We start from the raw sequence: 18,181 nt of genomic DNA, 5'->3' as shown, positions 1-18,181 counted from the left end.
CAGAAACGCCGCCGTTCCAGGCCAAGAATTTCGCCGCGCATCGCAGACCCCGCATAAGACACGTCGCTAACGACGTCGTTAAATACGTGCCTTAGATCAAAGCCCCAGGGTCAGGCAGGCGGTGCCAATGGGCTGGTTACGCTTCTTCAACAGTATCCGGACAAAGTTGTGGTCTGAGAAGATGTTCGCAAGGTCTGCGCTCGGCCCAAAACGGGCGTTGTCAGTCAACGCGATTGACGCATTGAGCGTCAGCAATCCTGCCACGGACCGGAAAGCTCATATGGTCCGCATCAGAGATCATTCATTCGACCGGGATCCAACAAAGACGTCTTCCCGATCTGCGCGAGGGTTATACTCGCCTCGCTTTTCAGAATGTCCCACAGAGTAGCCAAACCTTCTTCGCCCGCAGCCGCGATGGCGAATTGCAGTATCCGGCCGAGGAACGTGAATTCTGCGCCTTGATGATAAGCCTTCACGACATCTTCGCCACTGCGCAGACCCGTATCATAGAACAGCGGCACGTCATCGCCGACAGCGGATCTGATCTCGGCGAGAGCCGTGATCGGCGGCGGGGCGCTGTCGAGTTGCCGCGACCCGTGGCTGGACACCTGAATAGCATCGACACCCGCCGCACGCAGAGCAACCGCGTCGTCCACATCCAACACGCCTTTGACGACCAGCTTGCCCGGCCACATCTCTCGCAGACGACGCAGCGTGGCCCAATCGGCCTTGGCGCGGCTTTCGGCGCGATCGAATTCATAGCCGGGCCGATCGAAGTTCGCCATTTCCGGGCGCCCATTGAAAAGCGTCGACAAGGACCAGCGCGGGTGCAGTGCGAAATCGACGAATTGCCTCGGCCCGATGCGGAACGGCATGGTGAAGCCATGGCGAAGCTCACGCGGGCGGCGCCCGACTTCGGGCACGTCGACGGTCAGGACGATGGTTTCGTATCCGGCGGCCCTGGCGCGTTCGACCAGTTTGAACGTCCCTGACCCATCGCCGCTGAAATACAGCTGAAACCATGCATTGCCTTCGGATGCCTCGATCAACGGCTCCATCGCGGTCGATGCGACGGTCGAGACGACAAGTGGCACATTTTCCCGCGCGGCAAGACGTGCCAGCATCATGTCTGCGCCCGGTGCGGACAAGTTGCACATGCCCATGGGGCTGATGCCGAACGGCGCCTTGGCGGTCTTCCCGAACAGCGGAACGGCCAGTGACCGATTGCTTACGTCGCGCAGGATGCGGGGCCGCAGGTCCAGCGCGTCGAAGGCCGCACGGTTGCGCGCGGCCCCCGTTTCCCGACCCGCAGATCCATCGATGTAGTCGAACACCATCCATGGCAAACGGCGGCGCGCGAGGCGCCGCGCGTCCGCGCTGGAGTGGATGCCAGTTGCCAAGACGTCAGCCCGCCACGGCCTTCATGAACCGGTCGCGGATGACGACCGGGTCCATCGTTATCACCGGCAGCTTGATGTTGCCGCTGTCGCATTTGCAGACGATGACGGTCTGCTTTTTCCCGTCGATGGCCGCCTGCAACACGGGACCGAGATCCTTGTCCTGCACTTCAACCACATTGTCGCAACCACAGGCTTTGGCCACCGCCGTCAACGAGGTCTTCTTGCCCGCATAGGTCGGCTGGTCGCCGGTCGAGCCATAGGAACCGTTGTCGATGATCAAGAGAATGAAGTTGTCGGCGACGTTGTTGGCGATCGTCGGCAGCGTGCCCAGATTTGTCAGGACCGAACCGTCGCCGTCGATCGAAATGACGGTCTTGTCCTGGGCCAAGGCCAGCCCCAGACCGATCGAGGACGACAGTCCCATCGTGCCGAGCATGTAAAAATTGGTGGGCTGGTCGTCGATCATATGCAGCTCTTGGCTGGGCAGACCGATGTTGCAGACGACAAGCTCGTCGCGAAGAATTGGCGCGATTTCGCGCAGGATTTCAGAACGGATCATTGGTCTCCGTAGCCTCCCCAGAAGTTGGCGTCGGTCAGGATCGCCACCGGTTTGTTGCACATGAATGTGTATTTCAGGATCATATCCAGCTCGGACGCGTCAGACTGCTTATGGAAGTGGTAGGTCGGGATATTCATCTGGGCCAGCAGCGCCTTGGTATGCACTGCCATCTCCACCTGACAGGCGACCGGTTCGCGCAGTTCTCCACGGTAGGAGATCAGCATCGGCAGCGGCATCCGGTAGTACTGGATCAGCGTTGCCAGCGTGTTGATCGTCACGCCGATGGCGGTGTTCTGCATGATTATGGCGGGACGTTTGCCCCCCATCCATGCGCCTGCACACAGGCCCATGCCCTCGTCCTCCTTGTTGGACGGGATGTGGAAGATTTCGGCGCGCGCTTCGACTTCCTCGATTACGCCGGCAAGCTGCTTGCATGGAACGGTGGTGATGAACGAAACGTCATTCGCCACCAGATCGTCCACGATTTTCTTATCAATACTCAAGGGGCGCTCCTTTACGTGGGTTTGGAAAATATCAGGGTCGGCTACGCAGAACGTGGACGGCGCAGTGTGCATGACGCACCACGCGCGCCGCCGTCGATCCGAGCAGGTAATTAATGAGGCCGGGCTTATGCGACCCGATCACGACGCAATCCACGTCCTGCTGGACCGCGACGTCGATGATGCCGCGCCCGCTGTGGCCCTTGACGACCATCGCGGTGACATCCGGCAGACCTTTGACTCGGGCGTCCAGCTTGGCCTTGGCGTGGTCGAAGGCTTCTTGCAAGACCGCCTCGTCCAGATAGGCTTTGACCGAGTCTTGCGGCGCTTCGAGCACGTGCAGGGCAGTAATCTTGCCGCCTTCGGACAAAAGCGTTCGAGCCACATCGAGGACGGCTTCGCCGATGCCATGGTCCAGAGCCATGGGTACCAGAATATTCTTATACATCAGACGGCTCCAATATGATTTTTGGGGCGGCCACACGGCCCGCACGAATATCGGAAAAGGCTTGTTGCCCTTGGCCCAGCGGCCGCTGTTCGGTCCAGTCCAGCGGACCCAGACATCCATCGAAGATCGCCGCAGCGGTGTCGCGGAAATCTTGCGCGGTATAGGTGTAGGTCCCGACGAAGGTGATCTCCTGCAAGGTTATCCGACGGATATCAAGGCCGCCTTCCCCTTCGCCCAGCCCGATGTGCATGATGACGCCGCCGGGCAAAACCATCGCACTGGCGTCCGCACGCGTCGTAGCATAGCCGACACCGTCGATCACCAGATCGGCCTGCATCACGCTGCCCGGGGCCACGGCGTCAAAGCCGTCGATCTGATCCAGCGTCGCGCGGCGGACGGCGTTAGGCTCGGCAACCGTAATCTGCGTCGCGCCAAAGGCTCGCAGGGCCAGCGCCGCGCCAACGCCGATGGCACCGCCGCCGATGACATGACATCGGGCGTCGGCCAGTGGCATGTCTAATGCAGCCGCGCCCAGCCGCACCGCATGCCAGCCACAAGCGAGCGGTTCAGCGAGGGCCGCTTTCCGTAAGGGCACGTCGTCTGGCACCGTCACGAGGTTTTCGTCGCGCATCACCACCAGTTCGGCGAAGGCGCCTTCGCGCGGTGGCATCGAGATAATCATCCGTTCGGGACACAGGTTATCGCGACCGGCCAGACAGGCCCGGCAGGTGCCGCAGGTCACAAGCGGGTTAATCGTCACCCGCGCACCCTTGTGGGCTCCGTCGATGACCGTGCCCGCAGCCTCGTGCCCCAGGATCAGTGGCGCGGGACGTCGCTCGTCGTGGCCCAGAAATGCGTGCATGTCCGAGCCACAGATACCCGATGCTTCGACGCGGATCAGGCTTTGCCCCGGACCCGGTTTCGGATCGGGTATATCGCGGTAAACCAGCGTTTCGACGGCGTCGTAAATCAGCGCTTTCATTTCGCAGTGAACCCCCCATCGACCATCAGGATCTGTCCAGTGACGTAGACGGAGGCATCTGAGCACAGGAACAGAAGCGGCCCGTCCAGATCTTCCAATGCGCCATTACGGCCAATACAGGTCTGCGACGCATTTCGCGCGGCGCGCTCCGGGTCGGCAAAGACTGGTCCGGTCAGTTCCGTCGGAAAGAACCCCGGTCCGATGGCGTTTGCGGTGATGCCATCGCGGGACCAAGCCTCGGCCATGGCGCGGGTCAGTTGGGCGACACCGGCCTTGCTGGCACCATAGCTGACGCCGCCGGAAAAAGCGCGGGTCGTCTGCAACGATGCGAAATTCACGATGCGACCCCAGCCCTTGGCCTTCATCGCGGGAGCGAAGGCTTTGCTGAGGAAGAACGGCGCCGCCAGATTAAGGTTCATCGTCACGTCCCAGCCGTCCGGCGTGACGTCGTCGGCTGCTTGACGGGTGTTGATCCCCGCCGCGTGGACCACGATATCGGGCGCACCGAAGGGTGTCGCGATTTGCTTCGCGATATCTTCGATCTGGTCCCGCTGTGACAGGTCGGCCGCAACCGTTGCGGCGGCGTCGCCGGTTTGCGCCGCCCAGTCCGACAGCGCCTCCGCCCGCCGAGCGACCCCCACGACCTTGGCACCCGCCGCCGCCAAGGCGACAGCGGCGCGCTGCCCCAGACCGGCGCTGGCACCGGTCACACAGGCAACGCGTCCCGTCAGGTCGAAGAGATTGCGAGGATCACTCATCGGCGCTGAGGTCGAAATTCTCGTCGGGAAAGTACTTGGCAAGACGGACGTCTGCCGCGCGGGCGTGGCCTTCCATCCCTTCGAGACGCGAAATACGGGCAGTCGCCTGTGCCACCCGCTTGGAGCCTTCGCGCGTGGATTGCTGCCACGTGACGATTTTCATGTACTTATGGACGGAGAGGCCGCCGGTATAGGACGCGGCCCCCGAGGTCGGCAGGACGTGGTTCGTACCCGACGCCTTGTCGCCATATGATACAGTGGTTTCCTCGCCCAGAAACAGCGAGCCATAGCAGCTGAGCCGGTCGCGCCACCAATCGAGGTCCTTCGCCTGTACAGTCAGATGCTCGGGCGCGTATTCATCGGAGCATTCGGCCATGTCTTCGCGGTCGGAACAGACGATGACTTCGGCATAATCGCGCCATGCCTTGAAGGCGTTGTCGCGGTTCACGTTCGGCAGATCGTCAATCAGCACTGGGACGCGGTTGATGACATCCACGGCCAAATCGCGGTCGTCGGTTACCAGCCAGACGGGCGAATTATATCCGTGTTCGGCCTGCGATACCAAATCAGTCGCGACGATGTGCGGATCGGCGGTCTTATCGGCGATGATCAGGCTGTCTGTCGGACCCGCAATCATGTCGATGCCAACACGTCCGAACAGGATGCGCTTTGCCTCGGCCACAAACTGGTTGCCCGGACCCACAAGGATATTCGCCTTGGGTAGGCCGAACAGACCGAACGTCATGGCGGCCACACCCTGCACGCCACCGAGCGCCATGATCTTGTCCGCGCCGCAGATGTGCGCGGCATAGATAATCGCCGGTGCCACACCGGTGCCCGGACGGGGCGGAGAGGTTGCTGTGATATGATTGCAGCCTGCCACCTTGGCAGTAGTCACCGTCATGATCGCCGAAGCGATGTGACTGTAGCGCCCACCGGGCACATAGCAGCCTGCCGCTTCCACCGGGATCGCCTTTTGCCCGGCGATCAGCCCCGGCACGATCTCGTATTCGATGTCGCGGACGGTGGCCTTCTGGGCTTCGGCGAAGCGGCGCACGTTATCATGGGCAAACTGGATGTCGTCCTTGAGCTTTTGCGGAACCTGGTCGCAGGCGGCTGCAATCTCGACCTCGGTCAGGATGATGTCGCCGTCGTACTTGTCGAACTTCACCGCGTATTCGCGGGCTTTCTCGTCGCCGCCCTCTTCGATGTCGGACAGGATGCCTTGAACGATTTCATGCACATCCGATGCGCCGGATTGCGCCGTCAGGGTTGCTTTCTTGAGATAGTTTCTAGCCATGGTTTGACCGCCCTATTTGTAAATGTCTGGAAGCATCGTTGTCGAAATCGCCGGTATGAAGGCAATCATGAGCACAACGATCAGCATGAAGAAAACGAAAGGTACTGCGCGCCATGCGATCTTGAGGATGGACTCGCCCGTGATACCGGACACCACGAACAGGTTCAGTCCCAGTGGCGGCGTGATGAAGCCCACGCCGAGGGCCGTGATCATCATGATGCTGAACTGGATTTCGTTCATGCCGATGTTATCGGCCAACGGCTTAAGTATTGGCGCCAGGATCACGATGTTCGGTGTCGTTTCCATGACACAGCCTGCGGCGATCAGGATGCCGATCATCATGAGGATCAGCAGCGTCGGGTCATCCGTCAAAGCGGTAACCGAATAAACAAAGCCCTGCGGCACGCCCATGATCGCCAGAGCCTGCGCCAGCGGCAGAGAAAAGGCGATGATCGGCAGGATGATCCCGTTGACCTTGGCGGACGAAATCAGCATCGCGGGGAAATCGGCCAGTTTCAGGGTGCCGAGGATGAAGCCGATGATGATCGTGACGATAACTGCGGTCGCACCCGCTTCGGTCGGTGTGAGACGACCCGAAAAGATGCCGTAGAAGATGATACCTGGCACGATGAATGCATACCATCCCGAGGCAAGTGAACGACCGAGATTTCCGAAGTACACCGACGCTGACAGGTTGCCCCCCCCTTCGTAGCCGTAAATACGGTTGACCACGATATTCGTCACGAGGATGGCGGTCAGGATCAGGAACCCCGGGATGATCGCCGCAAGGAAAAGCGTCGATGCCGATATGCCAAGCACCAGACCGATTATGATATAAGCGATCGAAGGCGGAATCAGGATGCCGGTACAGGCCCCTGCAGCGACCAGAGCACAGGCATAGGGACGCGGGTAGCCGCTTTCGACCAGCCGGTTGATCGTCATCCGGCCCACCGCGGCGGCCCCAGCCGCGTCAGAGCCGGAAATCGCGGCGAACATGCCGCAGACAAGCACCGTGGCCGAACCGAAGCCACCTTTGGCGAACTGAGTCAGGGCCTCGGCCACATCCAGGAACTTGCGCGACAGCCCGGTGCGCACCAGCACGTCACCCGTCAGGATGAACAGTGGCACGGCAGTCAGGGCAAAGGCATCGATTCCGTCGAACAGGCTCTCGCCGACCAGTGCAAGCGGCAGGTCGCCCGACATCAGCAGCATGGTGATCGCCGCGACCCCGATCGAGGCCCAGACTGGCACGGCCATGGCGCTAAGCGCTACGAACATGATTACGGGCAGATAGAAATCCCAGCCTAGTTCAACGGCTTGGTTGAGGGTATCAAAAAGCATCTCTTATCCCCTCAATCGAACAATTTATCGCCTTCGTAGACGTCCGTACCGTCCCGAAGGCTGCGCAGATCGCGCAGGAAGGATTGGGTCAGGCGCAAAAGCATCAGCGCGAAACCAATGGGCACCGCCATCAGGAACCAGACCATCGAGATCCGCAGACCATGGCTGACCGAGCCGAATTTCCAGGAGACGAGCACGGTTTCCATCGACCAGTAGAGGGCGATGACCGCGACCCCGAACATCACCAGATCGCCAAAGATATAAAGCAGCGCCTTGGGCCGTGGCGCGAGGTAGTGCATGACCACGTCGATGCGGATGTGCGCCCGTTCCTTGACCGCCGCAGCCGCGCCGATCCAGGCGAGATAGATGAACGAATAGCGCACGACCTCTTCGCCCCAGATCGACGAGTAGGAGAAGATCTCTCGGCGCAGCACTTCGACTGCCATCGTCATGACGAGCATCACGTAGAATACCAAAAGCGCCCATCGTTCGGCGTCTCGGTTGAGCCGGTGCAGAATTCTCATGACGGACCTCTCTTGTTGCCATGCGGACCAAATCCGCACGGCTCTCTGGGAGCGTGATCGGTAAACTAAACTGGTCGGTGGACAGACGCCCGTTTGGGCGCCTGCCGTGTGTCTTCAGGCGTCGTTGACGTAGTAACGGCCCATCGTGCCGGCCGCTTCTTCCAGCTTGGCGAAGGTCTCCATCGATCCGGCCAGTTCGGTCTTGAAGCTGTCCCAATCGGGCAGCTGGTACCCTCCGGTCGCCTGCCATTCGGCCAATTGATCGTCCGACAGCGTGTGGAATTCCACACCGGCCTTGCGAAGCTCGGCCATGGCGTAGTTCCGCGACGACGGCACCTTGGCGAGGTTCTGGTGCCGCGTGATCTCAGAGGCTTCCATAATGCCGTCCTGAATTTCTGGCGACATAGAATTGAACCATTCGAGGTTGCAGGAATAGACTTGGCTGTCAGGCACGGCCTGCGTGAAGGTCACGTGCGACAATATATCCTTGAAACCAAAGACGTAAAGCGCGCCCACGGACGGGTCCAAAGCGTCAGCCACGCCCTGTTTGATCGCCGAAGGCGTTTCGCCCCAGGCCACCGGTGTCGGGTTGGCACCGACCATGCGATAATACTGTTGCAACATGGCGGAGCCAGGCACGCGGAACTTGATGCCGGCCAGATCGCCCGGCGTCAAAACAGGGCCAGCGCCGCCAGCGCGGATAGCCACGACACGGGGGTCGATGTTGACGTAGAACAGCGTCTTGAAACCCGCAGCTTCGACCTTGGGATTCACTTCCTGCGCCCAGACATCGGAATGGACGAGGTTGGTGAAACGCTGGTTCGAACCGCAGAGGTACGGCATGTTGATAAGGTCAACTGCACTGGCGAACGGGGCGAAGTTCGACAGCGAGTGCTGCGCGGCCTGAATTGTGCCGGTCTGCACCTTTTGGACCAACGCGCCCCCTGCCCCAAGCTGACCACCGGGTGCGAGCTTGACGTAGACTTTTCCGCCCGTGGCGTTCTGGATGTTTTCCTTCAGGTCGAGTTGCATGATCGGATAGCTGCGGGTCGCGCCAAGTACATAGGCCGTCGCGATGGTCATGACTTGCTCAGCTGCGGCTTCGCGGTCCCGCTCTTCGTTTGCGGTCTGGGCGGTGGCTTCCGTCGACCAGAGCGTTCCTGCGGCGCCGGCGACGAGAGCAGCTGTAAAGCTGCCTGCGCCCGCCAGTTTCAGGAAATTGCGGCGCTCGGCCGAATAGAGATGCGCGTTGTCGTTTTCCAATGTGTTGTCCTCCCTGGACGGTTCCCGCCACGCCTATTTTTTGGCGTCGGCTTCCTTCTTCAGAATGGCTATGACGAACAAAACCGCGACGCCGCCCAGCACCAGCATCTCACCCACGTCATTCAGGAAGGCGGAATTCGATGCTGCGCCAAGCCCCACGTTCACAGTAAAAACCGCAAATAATATGATCGCTAAGATAAGCGGCATGTCGCGTCTCCTCCCAGTCGCAAAGCCGATTCTGCCCTTATGTAAGCCATTACATTTGCAAAATGCAAGCCTTTACATTTTGTGATCGGCAGTCTGTTGTACGTCCTGCACATATAACTTGGTAAATTGCCCTCTACCCTGCCCCAAGGACCTGCATGAATTCCAAGCGAACCACACCAACACTTCAGGACGTAGCCAACGCGACGAGCGTGTCGACCGCGACCGTTTCACGCTACCTGAACTTCCCCGATCAGGTCGCGGAACGCACGCGCAAGAAGGTCGCAAAGGCGATCCGCGATTTGGGCTATTCGCCCAATTTCGGTGCGAAAGCGATGGCGGCCCGCAGGACCAACACCATAGGTGCGATCATTCCGACCATGGAAAACGCGGTCTTCGCACGTGGTCTGCAGGCATTTCAGGATGAATTGCGTCTTCACGGATTTACGATGCTCGTCGCCAGCACGTCTTACAGGCCGGATATCGAAGAGGAACAGATCAGGACGCTCGTCGCACGCGGTGCCGACGCATTGCTTTTGATTGGTCATGCACGGAACCCGGAGGTTTACCGGTTTCTGAAGGCGCAAAATGTGCCGACGCTTGTGACATGGGCATTCGATGCAGGTTCGAAGCGGCCGTCCGTCGGCTTCGACAACAGGGCGGCCATGCGCGAGATGGCGACCAAGGTGATCGGGCTCGGTCACCGGCGACTGGCGCTCATCTCGGCGGAAACAGCCATGAACGATCGGGCCGAAGCACGACGCGTTGGAATACAGGACGCGATGGCGGCCGCCGGTCTCGACGTGAAAGATCTGAAGGTTGTCGAGACAACCTACGGCATCGAGGAAGGTGCCGCTGCTTTCGAACAGGTCATGACGTCCACGTCAGACACAACAGCCGTTTTCTGTGGAAACGACGTCTTAGCCGTCGGGGCCTTGCATCGAGCGAGGGATTTGGGGATCTCCGTGCCTCGTGACGTCTCCGTCGTCGGCTTTGACGACATTGAGTTGGCGCAAGTCACCTACCCCCCCCTTACAACGGTGCATGTGCCGCATCGAGAAATGGGACGGCAGGCGGGGCTCGCCCTTACAAAACTGGTGAAGGACGGGATGGCCCCAGAAGCCACTGAATTGAAGACGAGAATAGTGTTTCGCGGAACACTGGCACCGGTCAACACAAGTTAGTGCCGCCTTTGGCGAAGGTCGGGCTGAATTTAATGAACCTGACCTGCCCCCAAAACCTCCCGCGTTCTGATGTAGAGTTTGCTCAACCTTTTGAAGGAGCAAACGAATGCGAAAGAGCCGTTTTACGGAAGCCCGGATCATTGGGATGATCAAAGAACAAGAAGCCGGGGTGCCGACTGCGGAGGTGTGCCGCAAGCACGACTTCAGCCCGGGGCCGTTCTACAAGTTCAAATCGAAGTATGGCGGCATGGAAGTGTCCGATGCCGCCAAGGCCGCGTCGGCGCTCGCGGAGGTCGGTGACAAAGCCGAACCTGATACGCTCTTTGGTCTGATCACCCGCATCGACGTAGCACCCGGCAGGCTGGACCTGCAGCTGAATGCAGACGCAGTGGCCGAAGCCATTGGCGCAGACAGGTGCAAGGCCGCAGAAGATGCGCTCTTCGCGACTTTCCCGTTCCGGCTGCGAAAGCGTGGCGTCGAGACGAAGATCATCCTTGCGGATGCACCGGCAATCGCGACTCTCTGAACACAACTCCACGGACACTCGTATCACGCAAAGCCCGACCTCAGACTTCGGGGGAGGGCACACACTGCTGCCGCTGGATGACTGTCTTTATGCACTTCAGCCCTCGATCCCGAACCTGACACGATCAGCCCTTCACCGCTGTCTGCAACGCCATGGGATCTCTCGCTTGCCGGATTTCGGCGGCGACAAGGCGAAGCGGCAAAAGTTCTAGCGCAATCCGATCGGATTCTTTCACATCGATATCGCCGAGGTGCAGACCGCCGAGGGCAAGCTCTATCTCTTCGTCGGCATTGATCGCACGAGCAAGTTCGCGGTCGCGAAGCTTGTTGAAAAAGCTGACAGACGCACAGCCTGGGAGTTCCTGCAGTACATGCTCGAGACCGTGCCCTACCACGTCCACACCATCCTGACCGACAACGGCATCCAGTTCGCAGAGCAGCCGAGGAACCGAAAACGACCATCTCCCGGCCGATGCGCTTCGACATGATCTGCGAGGCGAACGGGATCGAGCACCGCTGGACCAAGCCCAACCATCCGTGGACCAGTGGCCAGGTCGAGAGGATGAACCACACGATCAAGAACGCCACTGTGAAACGCTTCCACTACGACAACCACGATCAGTTGCACGCACCTTGCCAACTTCATGGCAGCCTACAAGTTCGCCCGACGGCTCAAGACGCTCGGCGGCCTGACCTCCGACTATGTCATCAAATCAGATGTGCCCTCGGTCTGATCAGAACAGCGCAAACAGTTCGCGAAACTGTAAGCCAGAGTTTCCCTCTGTTCTCCAAATTCGTACAGCCGGAATGGCAAACAGAGATTGCGGCCTGAAATAGGCTGTATCTGCTCTCACATACGTGTCTCTGTCGGAAACCCCATAACGCAAGCGTTGGAAAACACGCGACAATCTCTCAGCTTCGAAAATCATAGGAGTATTTGGCTGCCCTTCCTGAACACGTATAGAACTATGTGCGTGGCTCCCGAGGCTGAATTTCGGCAGCTCCTTCAGGACATCCGAACCCTCGACCTCGCCGCATAGCGGCCGTTCGTGATCGGCGCGGCGAACGACGACTCAGAGCCCGAAGTGCCTAATGCTGCGCAGTGTACGAATGTCTGCAAATTGCGTGATAGCCGGCGTTCAGCAGAGATTTTTTCATTTGATTGATGACGAGATGAACTTGTTTGTATTTCATATTTGAAGGTCGAGAGGCAACCTACACAGCATGCGTGCAACATGTAATCGGCATACGCCAAGATTAGACGGTTGTTGGGTGATGTCGCGGGGTTGGTCAAAATGAGGCGCATTGGAACCAGCAAGAATTTCGGGTGTCCCTAGGTCTGCAACAGAACTTGACCGTCAGTTCCGCAATGCAGAGGTCAAGTTTTCGTCGTGTTTGAAGTTTGCTCGAGATAGGTCAGACATAATCAATGTGACGAAGATCAGTGCGGAGCCAACCCATCCGTTGGCGCTAGAGGTGCCTTTCTTTATCCTCCGGTCTCTGGAGCATGCGTGGCTTTTCATTGACAGAATGCAGCGGTCAAGAGCGCCTATCCCCGATCAGCATCGCCCCCTGACGGGCAAACTCATCGACGAGAATATCTAGATCCGCGCGCGTGGTTCGATGATTGTTGATTGCAGCGCGCAGGCAGTGACGACTTTGCACCGTCGTGTCCGAAATAGCCGCGACACCGGACTCCTGCATTCGCACCATGATTTCGGTGTTCAACTTTTTAAGTGCCGCCTCGTCCAACCCACTCGGGTCATACCGAAAGCAGACGATGTTGATTTCTGTTGGAAAGCAAATGCTTAGATCGGCAGTTGCCTCGATCCTCTCTGTCAGATATCGGGCGTGGCCGAGATCCTGTTCAATAAGGCGACCGAACTTGGCGACCCCATGTTCCTCCAGCGCCATCCATACCTTAAGTGCTCGAAACCCGCGTGACGTCTGGAGGCCGAAGTCGTGCAACCAAGCCCCTGACGCAATGCCGCGTGGTGCATGTTCTAGATATTCCGGTGTAACAGTAAAGCTGCCGAAATGCGCGTCGGCATCCCGCACCAGGGCGCAGCCCACCTCGAAGGGCGCATGCAGCCACTTGTGCGGATCAAGGGCGATGGAGTCTGCCCGCGCGATCCCGCGTACGAGCGCCTTGCCTTTGGGCGCGATGGTCAGCAGCGCGCCAATGCAGCCGTCCACATGCAGCCACAGGCCCTCTTCGGCACAGAGGTCGGCGATGGCTTCCAGATCGTCGATGGCACCGGTATTGACCGTGCCAGCCGTCGCGATCACGCACGCGGGCTGGAACCCCGCCGCCCTGTCCGCGATGATAGCGTCGTGCAGGGCCGCAATGTCCATCCGGCAAGCACGGTCGGAAGGCACACGGCGCAACGCCTGGTTGCCCAGTCCCATCGCTTCTACCGCGATCTGGTGGCACGAATGGATCTGGTCGGAGCCGTAGAACCGCATCGGGGCCTTGAGCGCCCCCACGCCCAGCTCGCGCATGTCGATGCCGGACATCTGGTTACGCGCCACGGTCAATCCAATGAGGTTTGCCATCGACCCGCCAGAAACGAGCGTGCCACTCGCCGTCGCCGGGTAGCCCATCATCTCTTTCATCCAGTTGACGACCTGCTTGTCGATCTCGGCAGCGGCATGGTCACCACCCCCAAGGTTCGAGCCAAGTATTGCGGCGAGGAAATCACCCAATGCGCCAGTGAAATTGCTTGCCCCCATGTACCACATCCAGAAGCGCGGATGGATATTGCCCATCGGATAAGGCAACATGTTGGTGACAAGGTCCTGATAAACGTCCGCCAGCGGTCTGCCCTTTTGCGGCACAGCACGACGGAACCGGGCGCGGACCTCGGGCGGCATGTCCTGCCACAATGGGCGGTCGCGCAGGTCACGCGTATAGTCGACCGCATCCCCAACAATACGCTGGGCAAGGCTCCTGAGCGTTTCCCAATCGGCAGGGTCGAGGGTTTCCTCTCGGGGGGAGTTCACTTCTTTCACAATTGTCCCCTTGGTCCAGTTTCCCGAACTGAATGGCCGTCAGCCATGACTGTCAGGACGCTTTGGGATCGGGTCGCACGACGACGGTTGCCGCAATTGGCAAAAAGTCGTCGCCTGGCATTCCGACCCGCCGGGCGTGTTCGCGGATCGCGTCGCCGTCGACCGCTTCGTAGATACAGCAGGTGCCCAGCCGCCCGTCAGCTTCGTTGACGACATAGGACCGGATCCAGCGCACCTTGTCGGACATTTCCTCGTCGCCGATCTTGCCCGAGATTGAGGCGGTCTTTTCAAGTTCTGCGGCGTCGGCCCAGGCGCTGCTGCGCCGGATCATGTAAAGTTGCATCACGTTTCTCCTTCTTAGGGTGTGCTTGGATTGCAGATCAATTCATCGGATCCTGTGCCTCGATTGGGGCCATGACGTGCCACAGCGGCGTGTCGCCCCACATAATGTAGGGGCCACCCGCGTAGGGGTCATTCGACAGATTTGCCACCATTTCCTTGCTGGGAAACAACAGCATGAGGTGCGGGCCTTCCTCGATCCACATGCCGCCATCGTTCTGATCCGTGGCCATGGGATTATCGTTGTTGACCATCGCATCTCCAGCCAGCATGTAAGACACCCCGACAACGTCAGTGGAGAAATCTCCACCGGTCGATACGGCATCCATCCAGGCCATCCAGACGGCGTCGTTGCACATCGGGTGGGTGTCATCAGGGATCAGTGGGACGCCAGGAAAACAGACCCAGCTGTTTGTGCCTTCCTGTAACAGTGTCCCGTCGAGGTCTCGGAAAGTGGCTTGTTCGGAAATGTTGGTCGGCGCTGCCGTCATGGCCCGCGCAATTTTGTCTGCGGTCGTTTCTGCCTGTGCGGCGGATGCCAAGGGGGAGGCGACTGCGGCCAACAGCACGCCTTTCAGAGTAAATTGGTTCATTCGAAACATGGTAAGCACTCCTTTTCGCGATGTGATTGTTGAAGTTTTCATTGCGCTGCCAACTGATAACCGGGCGTCGAACGCGATAGCGCATTCTCTTCATCGGTCATGTCCTCGGGGATCGCGTCGAACAGCGGTGTCGTGATGTAGCGTTCACCCGTGTCGGGCAGCATGCACAGAATCACGGTGCCCGGCGCCGCCCGTTCGGCGATTTGCATGGCGACGGCGAAGGTCGATCCGCCTGAGATGCCGGTCAGGATACCTTCGCGCTGCGCAAGTTTCTGCGACCATGCGATGCCGTCGGGACCGGCTACAGGGATCAATTCGTCATAAAGCTTGTTATCCACTGCTTCCTGCAAGACATGCGGAATGAAATCTGGTGTCCATCCTTGAATCGGGTGCGGCTCGAAAGCCGGGTGACTTGCGGCGGGTGAGTGATCGGAATTTCGCGCCTGCGCATGGCCACTACCCAGAAGCTGCGCATTGGCGGGTTCAGAAAGGACGACTTTTGTCTCTGGCCGCTCGCGGCGCAGCACACGAGCCACACCCGTCACCGTGCCGCCTGTACCATATCCGCTGACCCAATAGTCCAACCGCTGGCCGTCAAAATCGGCAATGATCTCGCGAGCGGTCGTGTTTTCGTGGATACGGGCGTTGGCCTCGGTCTCGAACTGGCGGGCAAGGAACCAACCGTTTGCCTCGGCCAGTTCCACCGCCTTGCGATACATGCCGAAGCCCTTTTCGGCGCGTGGGGTCAGCACGACCTTCGCTCCCATCATGCGCATCAGCTTGCGGCGCTCGATAGAAAAGCTGTCGGCCATCGTCACCACCAGCGGATAGCCCTTTGCCGCGCAGACCATAGCCAGCCCGATGCCGGTATTGCCCGACGTCGCCTCGACCACCGTCTGGCCCGGCTTCAGCCTTCCGTCCTTCTCGGCCTCTTCTATGATGCTGAGCGCCAGGCGATCCTTGATTGACCCTGCCGGGTTGAAGGCTTCTGCCTTCACGTAGATGTCCACCCCGGCCGGTGCGAGCGCATTGACGCGGATCGCGGGTGTGTCGCCGATGGTTTCAAGGACGGAAGCGTAAAGCCTGCCGCGCCCTTGTGTTGTCCGATTGGTCATTGTGTCCATTGGCTTTTCCCGTCCTGCTTCCTTTGATTGCGATGATGCCTGTCGGCGTAAATATGATCATTTTGCGCTGCGACTTCTGTCGACCCGCGCAATTCGTTTGATCCTGTGGCAATCGTTTTGGCCAAGCTTGACGGAGATCTGAAGAATTCCTGTAGAAAGCGCCAATTTTGCGGTATGACTAGCCATGACTTGGACATTTGGAGCATTCAAACTTGACCCTGAGCGATTTGAGCTCAGCTTGTCAGGACAGCCGGTAGCGCTTGAACCGCAGGTGCTGTCGTTGGTGATCCACCTTGTCCGGCACCGCGATCGGCTGGTGACAAAGGACGAGATTGTTGCCGCTATTTGGCAAGGCCGGGCGGTCTCGGACGCAAGTATTTCCAGCCGTATCCGCTCGGCTCGTCAGGCCCTAGGTGACAGCGGTGAAAACCAGGCTGTGATCCGCACCGTGCATGGTCGTGGGTTCCGCTTCGTCGCCGATGTCACCGTCACGCGGCCCGCAACTGTGGCATCCGATGTCCCGGCCTCCCATACGCCGGTTCATCCGGGCGGGCGTCCCTCGATCGCGGTGCTGCCATTCAAGCCGCTCGGCATGTTACCGGAACTTGTTATCTTGGGCGATGCGATCCCGCACGAGATTATCGAGGCGCTGTCGCGGATGCGTTGGCTGGCGGTTATTGCTCGCGGGTCGTCCTTCCGCTTCCGGCAGGAAAACGCGGATATGGATCTGGTGTCAACCGCGCTTACGGCACGCTATGTCCTGTCAGGCATCATCGAAAATGCGAACCAGACCATTGCGGTGGCTCTGGAACTGACCGACACTAGTTCCCGCGAGATCCTCTGGGCCGACCGGCTGGTGGCGCCCGTTGACGAAATCGGCGACCTGAGGGCGCGTATTGTGGCCCATCTTGTTGCTGCCCTCGAGGCTTGTATTCCCTTAAACGAGGCGCGCAGCGCGCGGCTTAGTGATCTCGAAACCCTGGACGCCTGGGCTAGCTATCATGTTGGCCTCGGTCATCTCTACCGCTTCACAGCCGCCGATACGGCGCTTGCGCAGTCCTGTTTCGAACGGGCAGTCAAAGCGGATCCGCAATTCGCCCGCGCGCACGCAGGCCTGTCCTTCACCAGCTTTCTTGACGCTTTCTTGCGCCTGACCCCTGATACGTCGTCGGCGGCCCGCAACGCGCGGCTCCACGCGGAGCGTAGTCTGGAACTGGACGCCCTTGACCCATTCGCGAACTTCACGATGGGCCGCTCCTTCTGGCTGACGGACGAGCCAGAAGTCGCTGCAGACTGGCTGTCGCGGGCAACGACGCTCAATCCCAACTATGCACAAGGCTTCTACGCCTCGGCGTTTACAGCGATGCTGACGGGCAATGCGCCAGTGACGTTCGCGGCTCTGGACACCTCGTTGGAACTAAGTCCGCTTGATCCACTGCTCTACGGCATCCACGGCGTCCGCGCGCAAATGCTGATCCAGAAGGAAGACCATCAGGCCGCGGCTCGTTGGGCCGACCGCGCGGCCACTACACCCGGTGCACACTACCTGATCGCCATGATCGCACTTTCTGCGAACAGCTTGGCTGGCCGTCATGACCAGGCGGCCCGATGGCGACAGAAGGTCCGCCAACTGAAACCCGACGCGACTGCCGAAGACTATTTTTCGGCCTTCCCGACGCGCGATACAGCATCACGTACGCGTGTCGCAGCCGAATTGAGCCGACAAGGTTTCTGAATGCCGCCATCATCCTGCGACTACTCCCAAGAAACTGAGCTTACTGAAAAATATTGCTGTCCTCAGCCAAAGGCACGCCTTCCCAAGTCCGTTTCTGACCGCCATCGCGGTCGTTAGTTCACCACGCAGAGTCAAGGCTGTTACTTCCCGTATTGTCCAATTCATGTGCAATCCTTAGTGAAGGTCTGCAAAGGGGAGCAAAGCTGCCCTGTGTACACTTTTGGCGAATGGGCGCTATGTCCGCAACTGAGACGTTCTGCCGAGCTGCAGCGAACGGCAGCTATCCCTTCGCGGGCGGTCTAAGCGGTAGGGGAAAAACGCCCCCGTGTACTGTCGGCACCGACAGTGAAACTGATCGCCGCGAAAACCTTAGTGACTCCG

General features: G+C 59.5%; 18 protein-coding genes and 1 pseudogene. 4 read left to right on the top strand and 15 right to left on the bottom strand.

Going from position 1 to position 18,181, the window contains the following annotated elements:
* Window positions 1-290: 290 nt before the first annotated feature.
* From AC13C2_RS04330 to AC13C2_RS04280, 11 genes are all read right to left on the bottom strand, one after another.
* On the bottom strand, window positions 291-1,400 hold the full coding sequence (locus tag AC13C2_RS04330; RefSeq protein ID WP_482886043.1) for an alpha-hydroxy acid oxidase: 1,110 nt from the start codon (window positions 1,398-1,400) through the stop codon (window positions 291-293).
* Between the two features lie 4 nt (window positions 1,401-1,404).
* Window positions 1,405-1,959 carry a sulfopyruvate decarboxylase subunit beta gene (comE, locus tag AC13C2_RS04325; RefSeq protein WP_092763094.1) on the bottom strand — a complete coding sequence of 185 codons (555 nt, stop codon included), beginning with the start codon at window positions 1,957-1,959 and terminating at the stop codon, window positions 1,405-1,407.
* Complete coding sequence (locus AC13C2_RS04320; protein ID WP_092763096.1) at window positions 1,956-2,462, bottom strand: decarboxylase; 507 nt, start codon at window positions 2,460-2,462, stop codon at window positions 1,956-1,958. The genes comE and AC13C2_RS04320 overlap by 4 nt, the downstream gene beginning before the upstream one ends.
* A 31-nt stretch (window positions 2,463-2,493) precedes the next feature.
* A complete protein-coding gene (locus tag AC13C2_RS04315; protein WP_482886042.1) occupies window positions 2,494-2,907 on the bottom strand; it encodes a universal stress protein in 414 nt (137 codons plus the stop codon).
* Entirely contained in the window at window positions 2,900-3,889 is a 990-nt protein-coding gene (locus AC13C2_RS04310) for an alcohol dehydrogenase catalytic domain-containing protein (RefSeq protein WP_092763100.1), read from the bottom strand. Before AC13C2_RS04310 ends, AC13C2_RS04315 begins: the two co-directional genes overlap by 8 nt.
* The gene (locus tag AC13C2_RS04305; protein WP_482886041.1) at window positions 3,886-4,647 is read right to left on the bottom strand and encodes an SDR family NAD(P)-dependent oxidoreductase; all 762 of its coding nucleotides are present in this window, start codon (window positions 4,645-4,647) and stop codon (window positions 3,886-3,888) included. The genes AC13C2_RS04310 and AC13C2_RS04305 overlap by 4 nt, the downstream gene beginning before the upstream one ends.
* Entirely contained in the window at window positions 4,640-5,947 is a 1,308-nt protein-coding gene (gene hisD / locus AC13C2_RS04300; RefSeq protein ID WP_482886040.1) for a histidinol dehydrogenase, read from the bottom strand. The genes AC13C2_RS04305 and hisD overlap by 8 nt, the downstream gene beginning before the upstream one ends.
* Window positions 5,948-5,959: 12 nt before the next feature.
* Entirely contained in the window at window positions 5,960-7,288 is a 1,329-nt protein-coding gene (locus tag AC13C2_RS04295; protein ID WP_092763106.1) for a TRAP transporter large permease, read from the bottom strand.
* Window positions 7,289-7,299: 11 nt separating this feature from the next.
* Window positions 7,300-7,812 (bottom strand): TRAP transporter small permease, encoded by a 513-nt coding sequence (locus AC13C2_RS04290; protein ID WP_482886039.1) that lies wholly within the window; start codon window positions 7,810-7,812, stop codon window positions 7,300-7,302.
* Window positions 7,813-7,926: 114 nt separating this feature from the next.
* Complete coding sequence (locus AC13C2_RS04285) at window positions 7,927-9,075, bottom strand: TRAP transporter substrate-binding protein (RefSeq protein ID WP_482886038.1); 1,149 nt, start codon at window positions 9,073-9,075, stop codon at window positions 7,927-7,929.
* Between the two features lie 33 nt (window positions 9,076-9,108).
* Window positions 9,109-9,282 carry a hypothetical protein gene (locus AC13C2_RS04280; protein WP_175495858.1) on the bottom strand — a complete coding sequence of 58 codons (174 nt, stop codon included), beginning with the start codon at window positions 9,280-9,282 and terminating at the stop codon, window positions 9,109-9,111.
* Between the two features lie 155 nt (window positions 9,283-9,437).
* Between AC13C2_RS04280 and AC13C2_RS04275 the strand changes: the two genes are divergently transcribed.
* The 3 genes and pseudogenes from AC13C2_RS04275 to AC13C2_RS04265 all read left to right on the top strand — a co-directional run.
* Window positions 9,438-10,463, top strand: coding sequence for a LacI family DNA-binding transcriptional regulator (locus tag AC13C2_RS04275; RefSeq protein WP_424338004.1), 1,026 nt, complete (start codon window positions 9,438-9,440; stop codon window positions 10,461-10,463).
* Between the two features lie 106 nt (window positions 10,464-10,569).
* Window positions 10,570-10,989 (top strand): transposase, encoded by a 420-nt coding sequence (locus AC13C2_RS04270; RefSeq protein ID WP_424338003.1) that lies wholly within the window; start codon window positions 10,570-10,572, stop codon window positions 10,987-10,989.
* A 58-nt stretch (window positions 10,990-11,047) separates the two neighbouring features.
* Window positions 11,048-11,722, top strand: a pseudogene (locus tag AC13C2_RS04265) (DDE-type integrase/transposase/recombinase); the annotation flags it as partial.
* 805 nt (window positions 11,723-12,527) lie between these two features.
* Here AC13C2_RS04265 and AC13C2_RS04260 read toward each other — a convergent pair.
* From AC13C2_RS04260 to AC13C2_RS04245, 4 genes are read right to left on the bottom strand one after another with little or no spacing between them, the layout of a single operon-like run.
* A complete protein-coding gene (locus AC13C2_RS04260; RefSeq protein ID WP_482886037.1) occupies window positions 12,528-14,000 on the bottom strand; it encodes a pyridoxal phosphate-dependent decarboxylase family protein in 1,473 nt (490 codons plus the stop codon).
* Window positions 14,001-14,052: 52 nt separating this feature from the next.
* Window positions 14,053-14,343 (bottom strand): nickel-binding protein, encoded by a 291-nt coding sequence (locus tag AC13C2_RS04255; protein WP_482886036.1) that lies wholly within the window; start codon window positions 14,341-14,343, stop codon window positions 14,053-14,055.
* A gap of 37 nt (window positions 14,344-14,380) precedes the next feature.
* Window positions 14,381-14,941 (bottom strand): hypothetical protein, encoded by a 561-nt coding sequence (locus AC13C2_RS04250; RefSeq protein ID WP_482886035.1) that lies wholly within the window; start codon window positions 14,939-14,941, stop codon window positions 14,381-14,383.
* A 38-nt stretch (window positions 14,942-14,979) separates the two neighbouring features.
* Window positions 14,980-16,065: a PLP-dependent cysteine synthase family protein gene (locus AC13C2_RS04245; RefSeq protein ID WP_482886034.1), complete on the bottom strand. Its 1,086-nt coding sequence runs from the start codon at window positions 16,063-16,065 to the stop codon at window positions 14,980-14,982.
* Window positions 16,066-16,249: 184 nt separating this feature from the next.
* On the opposite strand from AC13C2_RS04245, the gene AC13C2_RS04240 reads away from it, so the two are divergent.
* Entirely contained in the window at window positions 16,250-17,800 is a 1,551-nt protein-coding gene (locus tag AC13C2_RS04240) for a winged helix-turn-helix domain-containing tetratricopeptide repeat protein (RefSeq protein WP_482886033.1), read from the top strand.
* Window positions 17,801-18,181 lie beyond the last annotated feature (381 nt).

The sequence above is a fragment of the Jannaschia sp. L-14R genome, from assembly GCF_056857695.1.
Note: the sequence above shows the minus strand (reverse complement) of the source record. Positions and strands in the feature narration are given on the sequence as shown.

Excerpts from the sequence above, each read along its gene's own strand:
- AC13C2_RS04255 (WP_482886036.1), bottom strand. The coding sequence starts at position 14,343 with ATGCAACTTTACATGATCCGGCGCAGCAGCGCCTGGGCCGACGCCGCA.
- AC13C2_RS04290 (WP_482886039.1), bottom strand. The coding sequence starts at position 7,812 with ATGAGAATTCTGCACCGGCTCAACCGAGACGCCGAACGATGGGCGCTT.
- AC13C2_RS04245 (WP_482886034.1), bottom strand. The coding sequence starts at position 16,065 with ATGGACACAATGACCAATCGGACAACACAAGGGCGCGGCAGGCTTTAC.
- AC13C2_RS04280 (WP_175495858.1), bottom strand. The coding sequence starts at position 9,282 with ATGCCGCTTATCTTAGCGATCATATTATTTGCGGTTTTTACTGTGAAC.
- AC13C2_RS04275 (WP_424338004.1), top strand. The coding sequence starts at position 9,438 with ATGAATTCCAAGCGAACCACACCAACACTTCAGGACGTAGCCAACGCG.
- comE (WP_092763094.1), bottom strand. The coding sequence starts at position 1,959 with ATGATCCGTTCTGAAATCCTGCGCGAAATCGCGCCAATTCTTCGCGAC.
- hisD (WP_482886040.1), bottom strand. The coding sequence starts at position 5,947 with ATGGCTAGAAACTATCTCAAGAAAGCAACCCTGACGGCGCAATCCGGC.
- AC13C2_RS04315 (WP_482886042.1), bottom strand. The coding sequence starts at position 2,907 with ATGTATAAGAATATTCTGGTACCCATGGCTCTGGACCATGGCATCGGC.
- AC13C2_RS04295 (WP_092763106.1), bottom strand. The coding sequence starts at position 7,288 with ATGCTTTTTGATACCCTCAACCAAGCCGTTGAACTAGGCTGGGATTTC.
- AC13C2_RS04250 (WP_482886035.1), bottom strand. The coding sequence starts at position 14,941 with ATGTTTCGAATGAACCAATTTACTCTGAAAGGCGTGCTGTTGGCCGCA.
- AC13C2_RS04310 (WP_092763100.1), bottom strand. The coding sequence starts at position 3,889 with ATGAAAGCGCTGATTTACGACGCCGTCGAAACGCTGGTTTACCGCGAT.
- AC13C2_RS04270 (WP_424338003.1), top strand. The coding sequence starts at position 10,570 with ATGCGAAAGAGCCGTTTTACGGAAGCCCGGATCATTGGGATGATCAAA.
- AC13C2_RS04240 (WP_482886033.1), top strand. The coding sequence starts at position 16,250 with ATGACTTGGACATTTGGAGCATTCAAACTTGACCCTGAGCGATTTGAG.
- AC13C2_RS04305 (WP_482886041.1), bottom strand. The coding sequence starts at position 4,647 with ATGAGTGATCCTCGCAATCTCTTCGACCTGACGGGACGCGTTGCCTGT.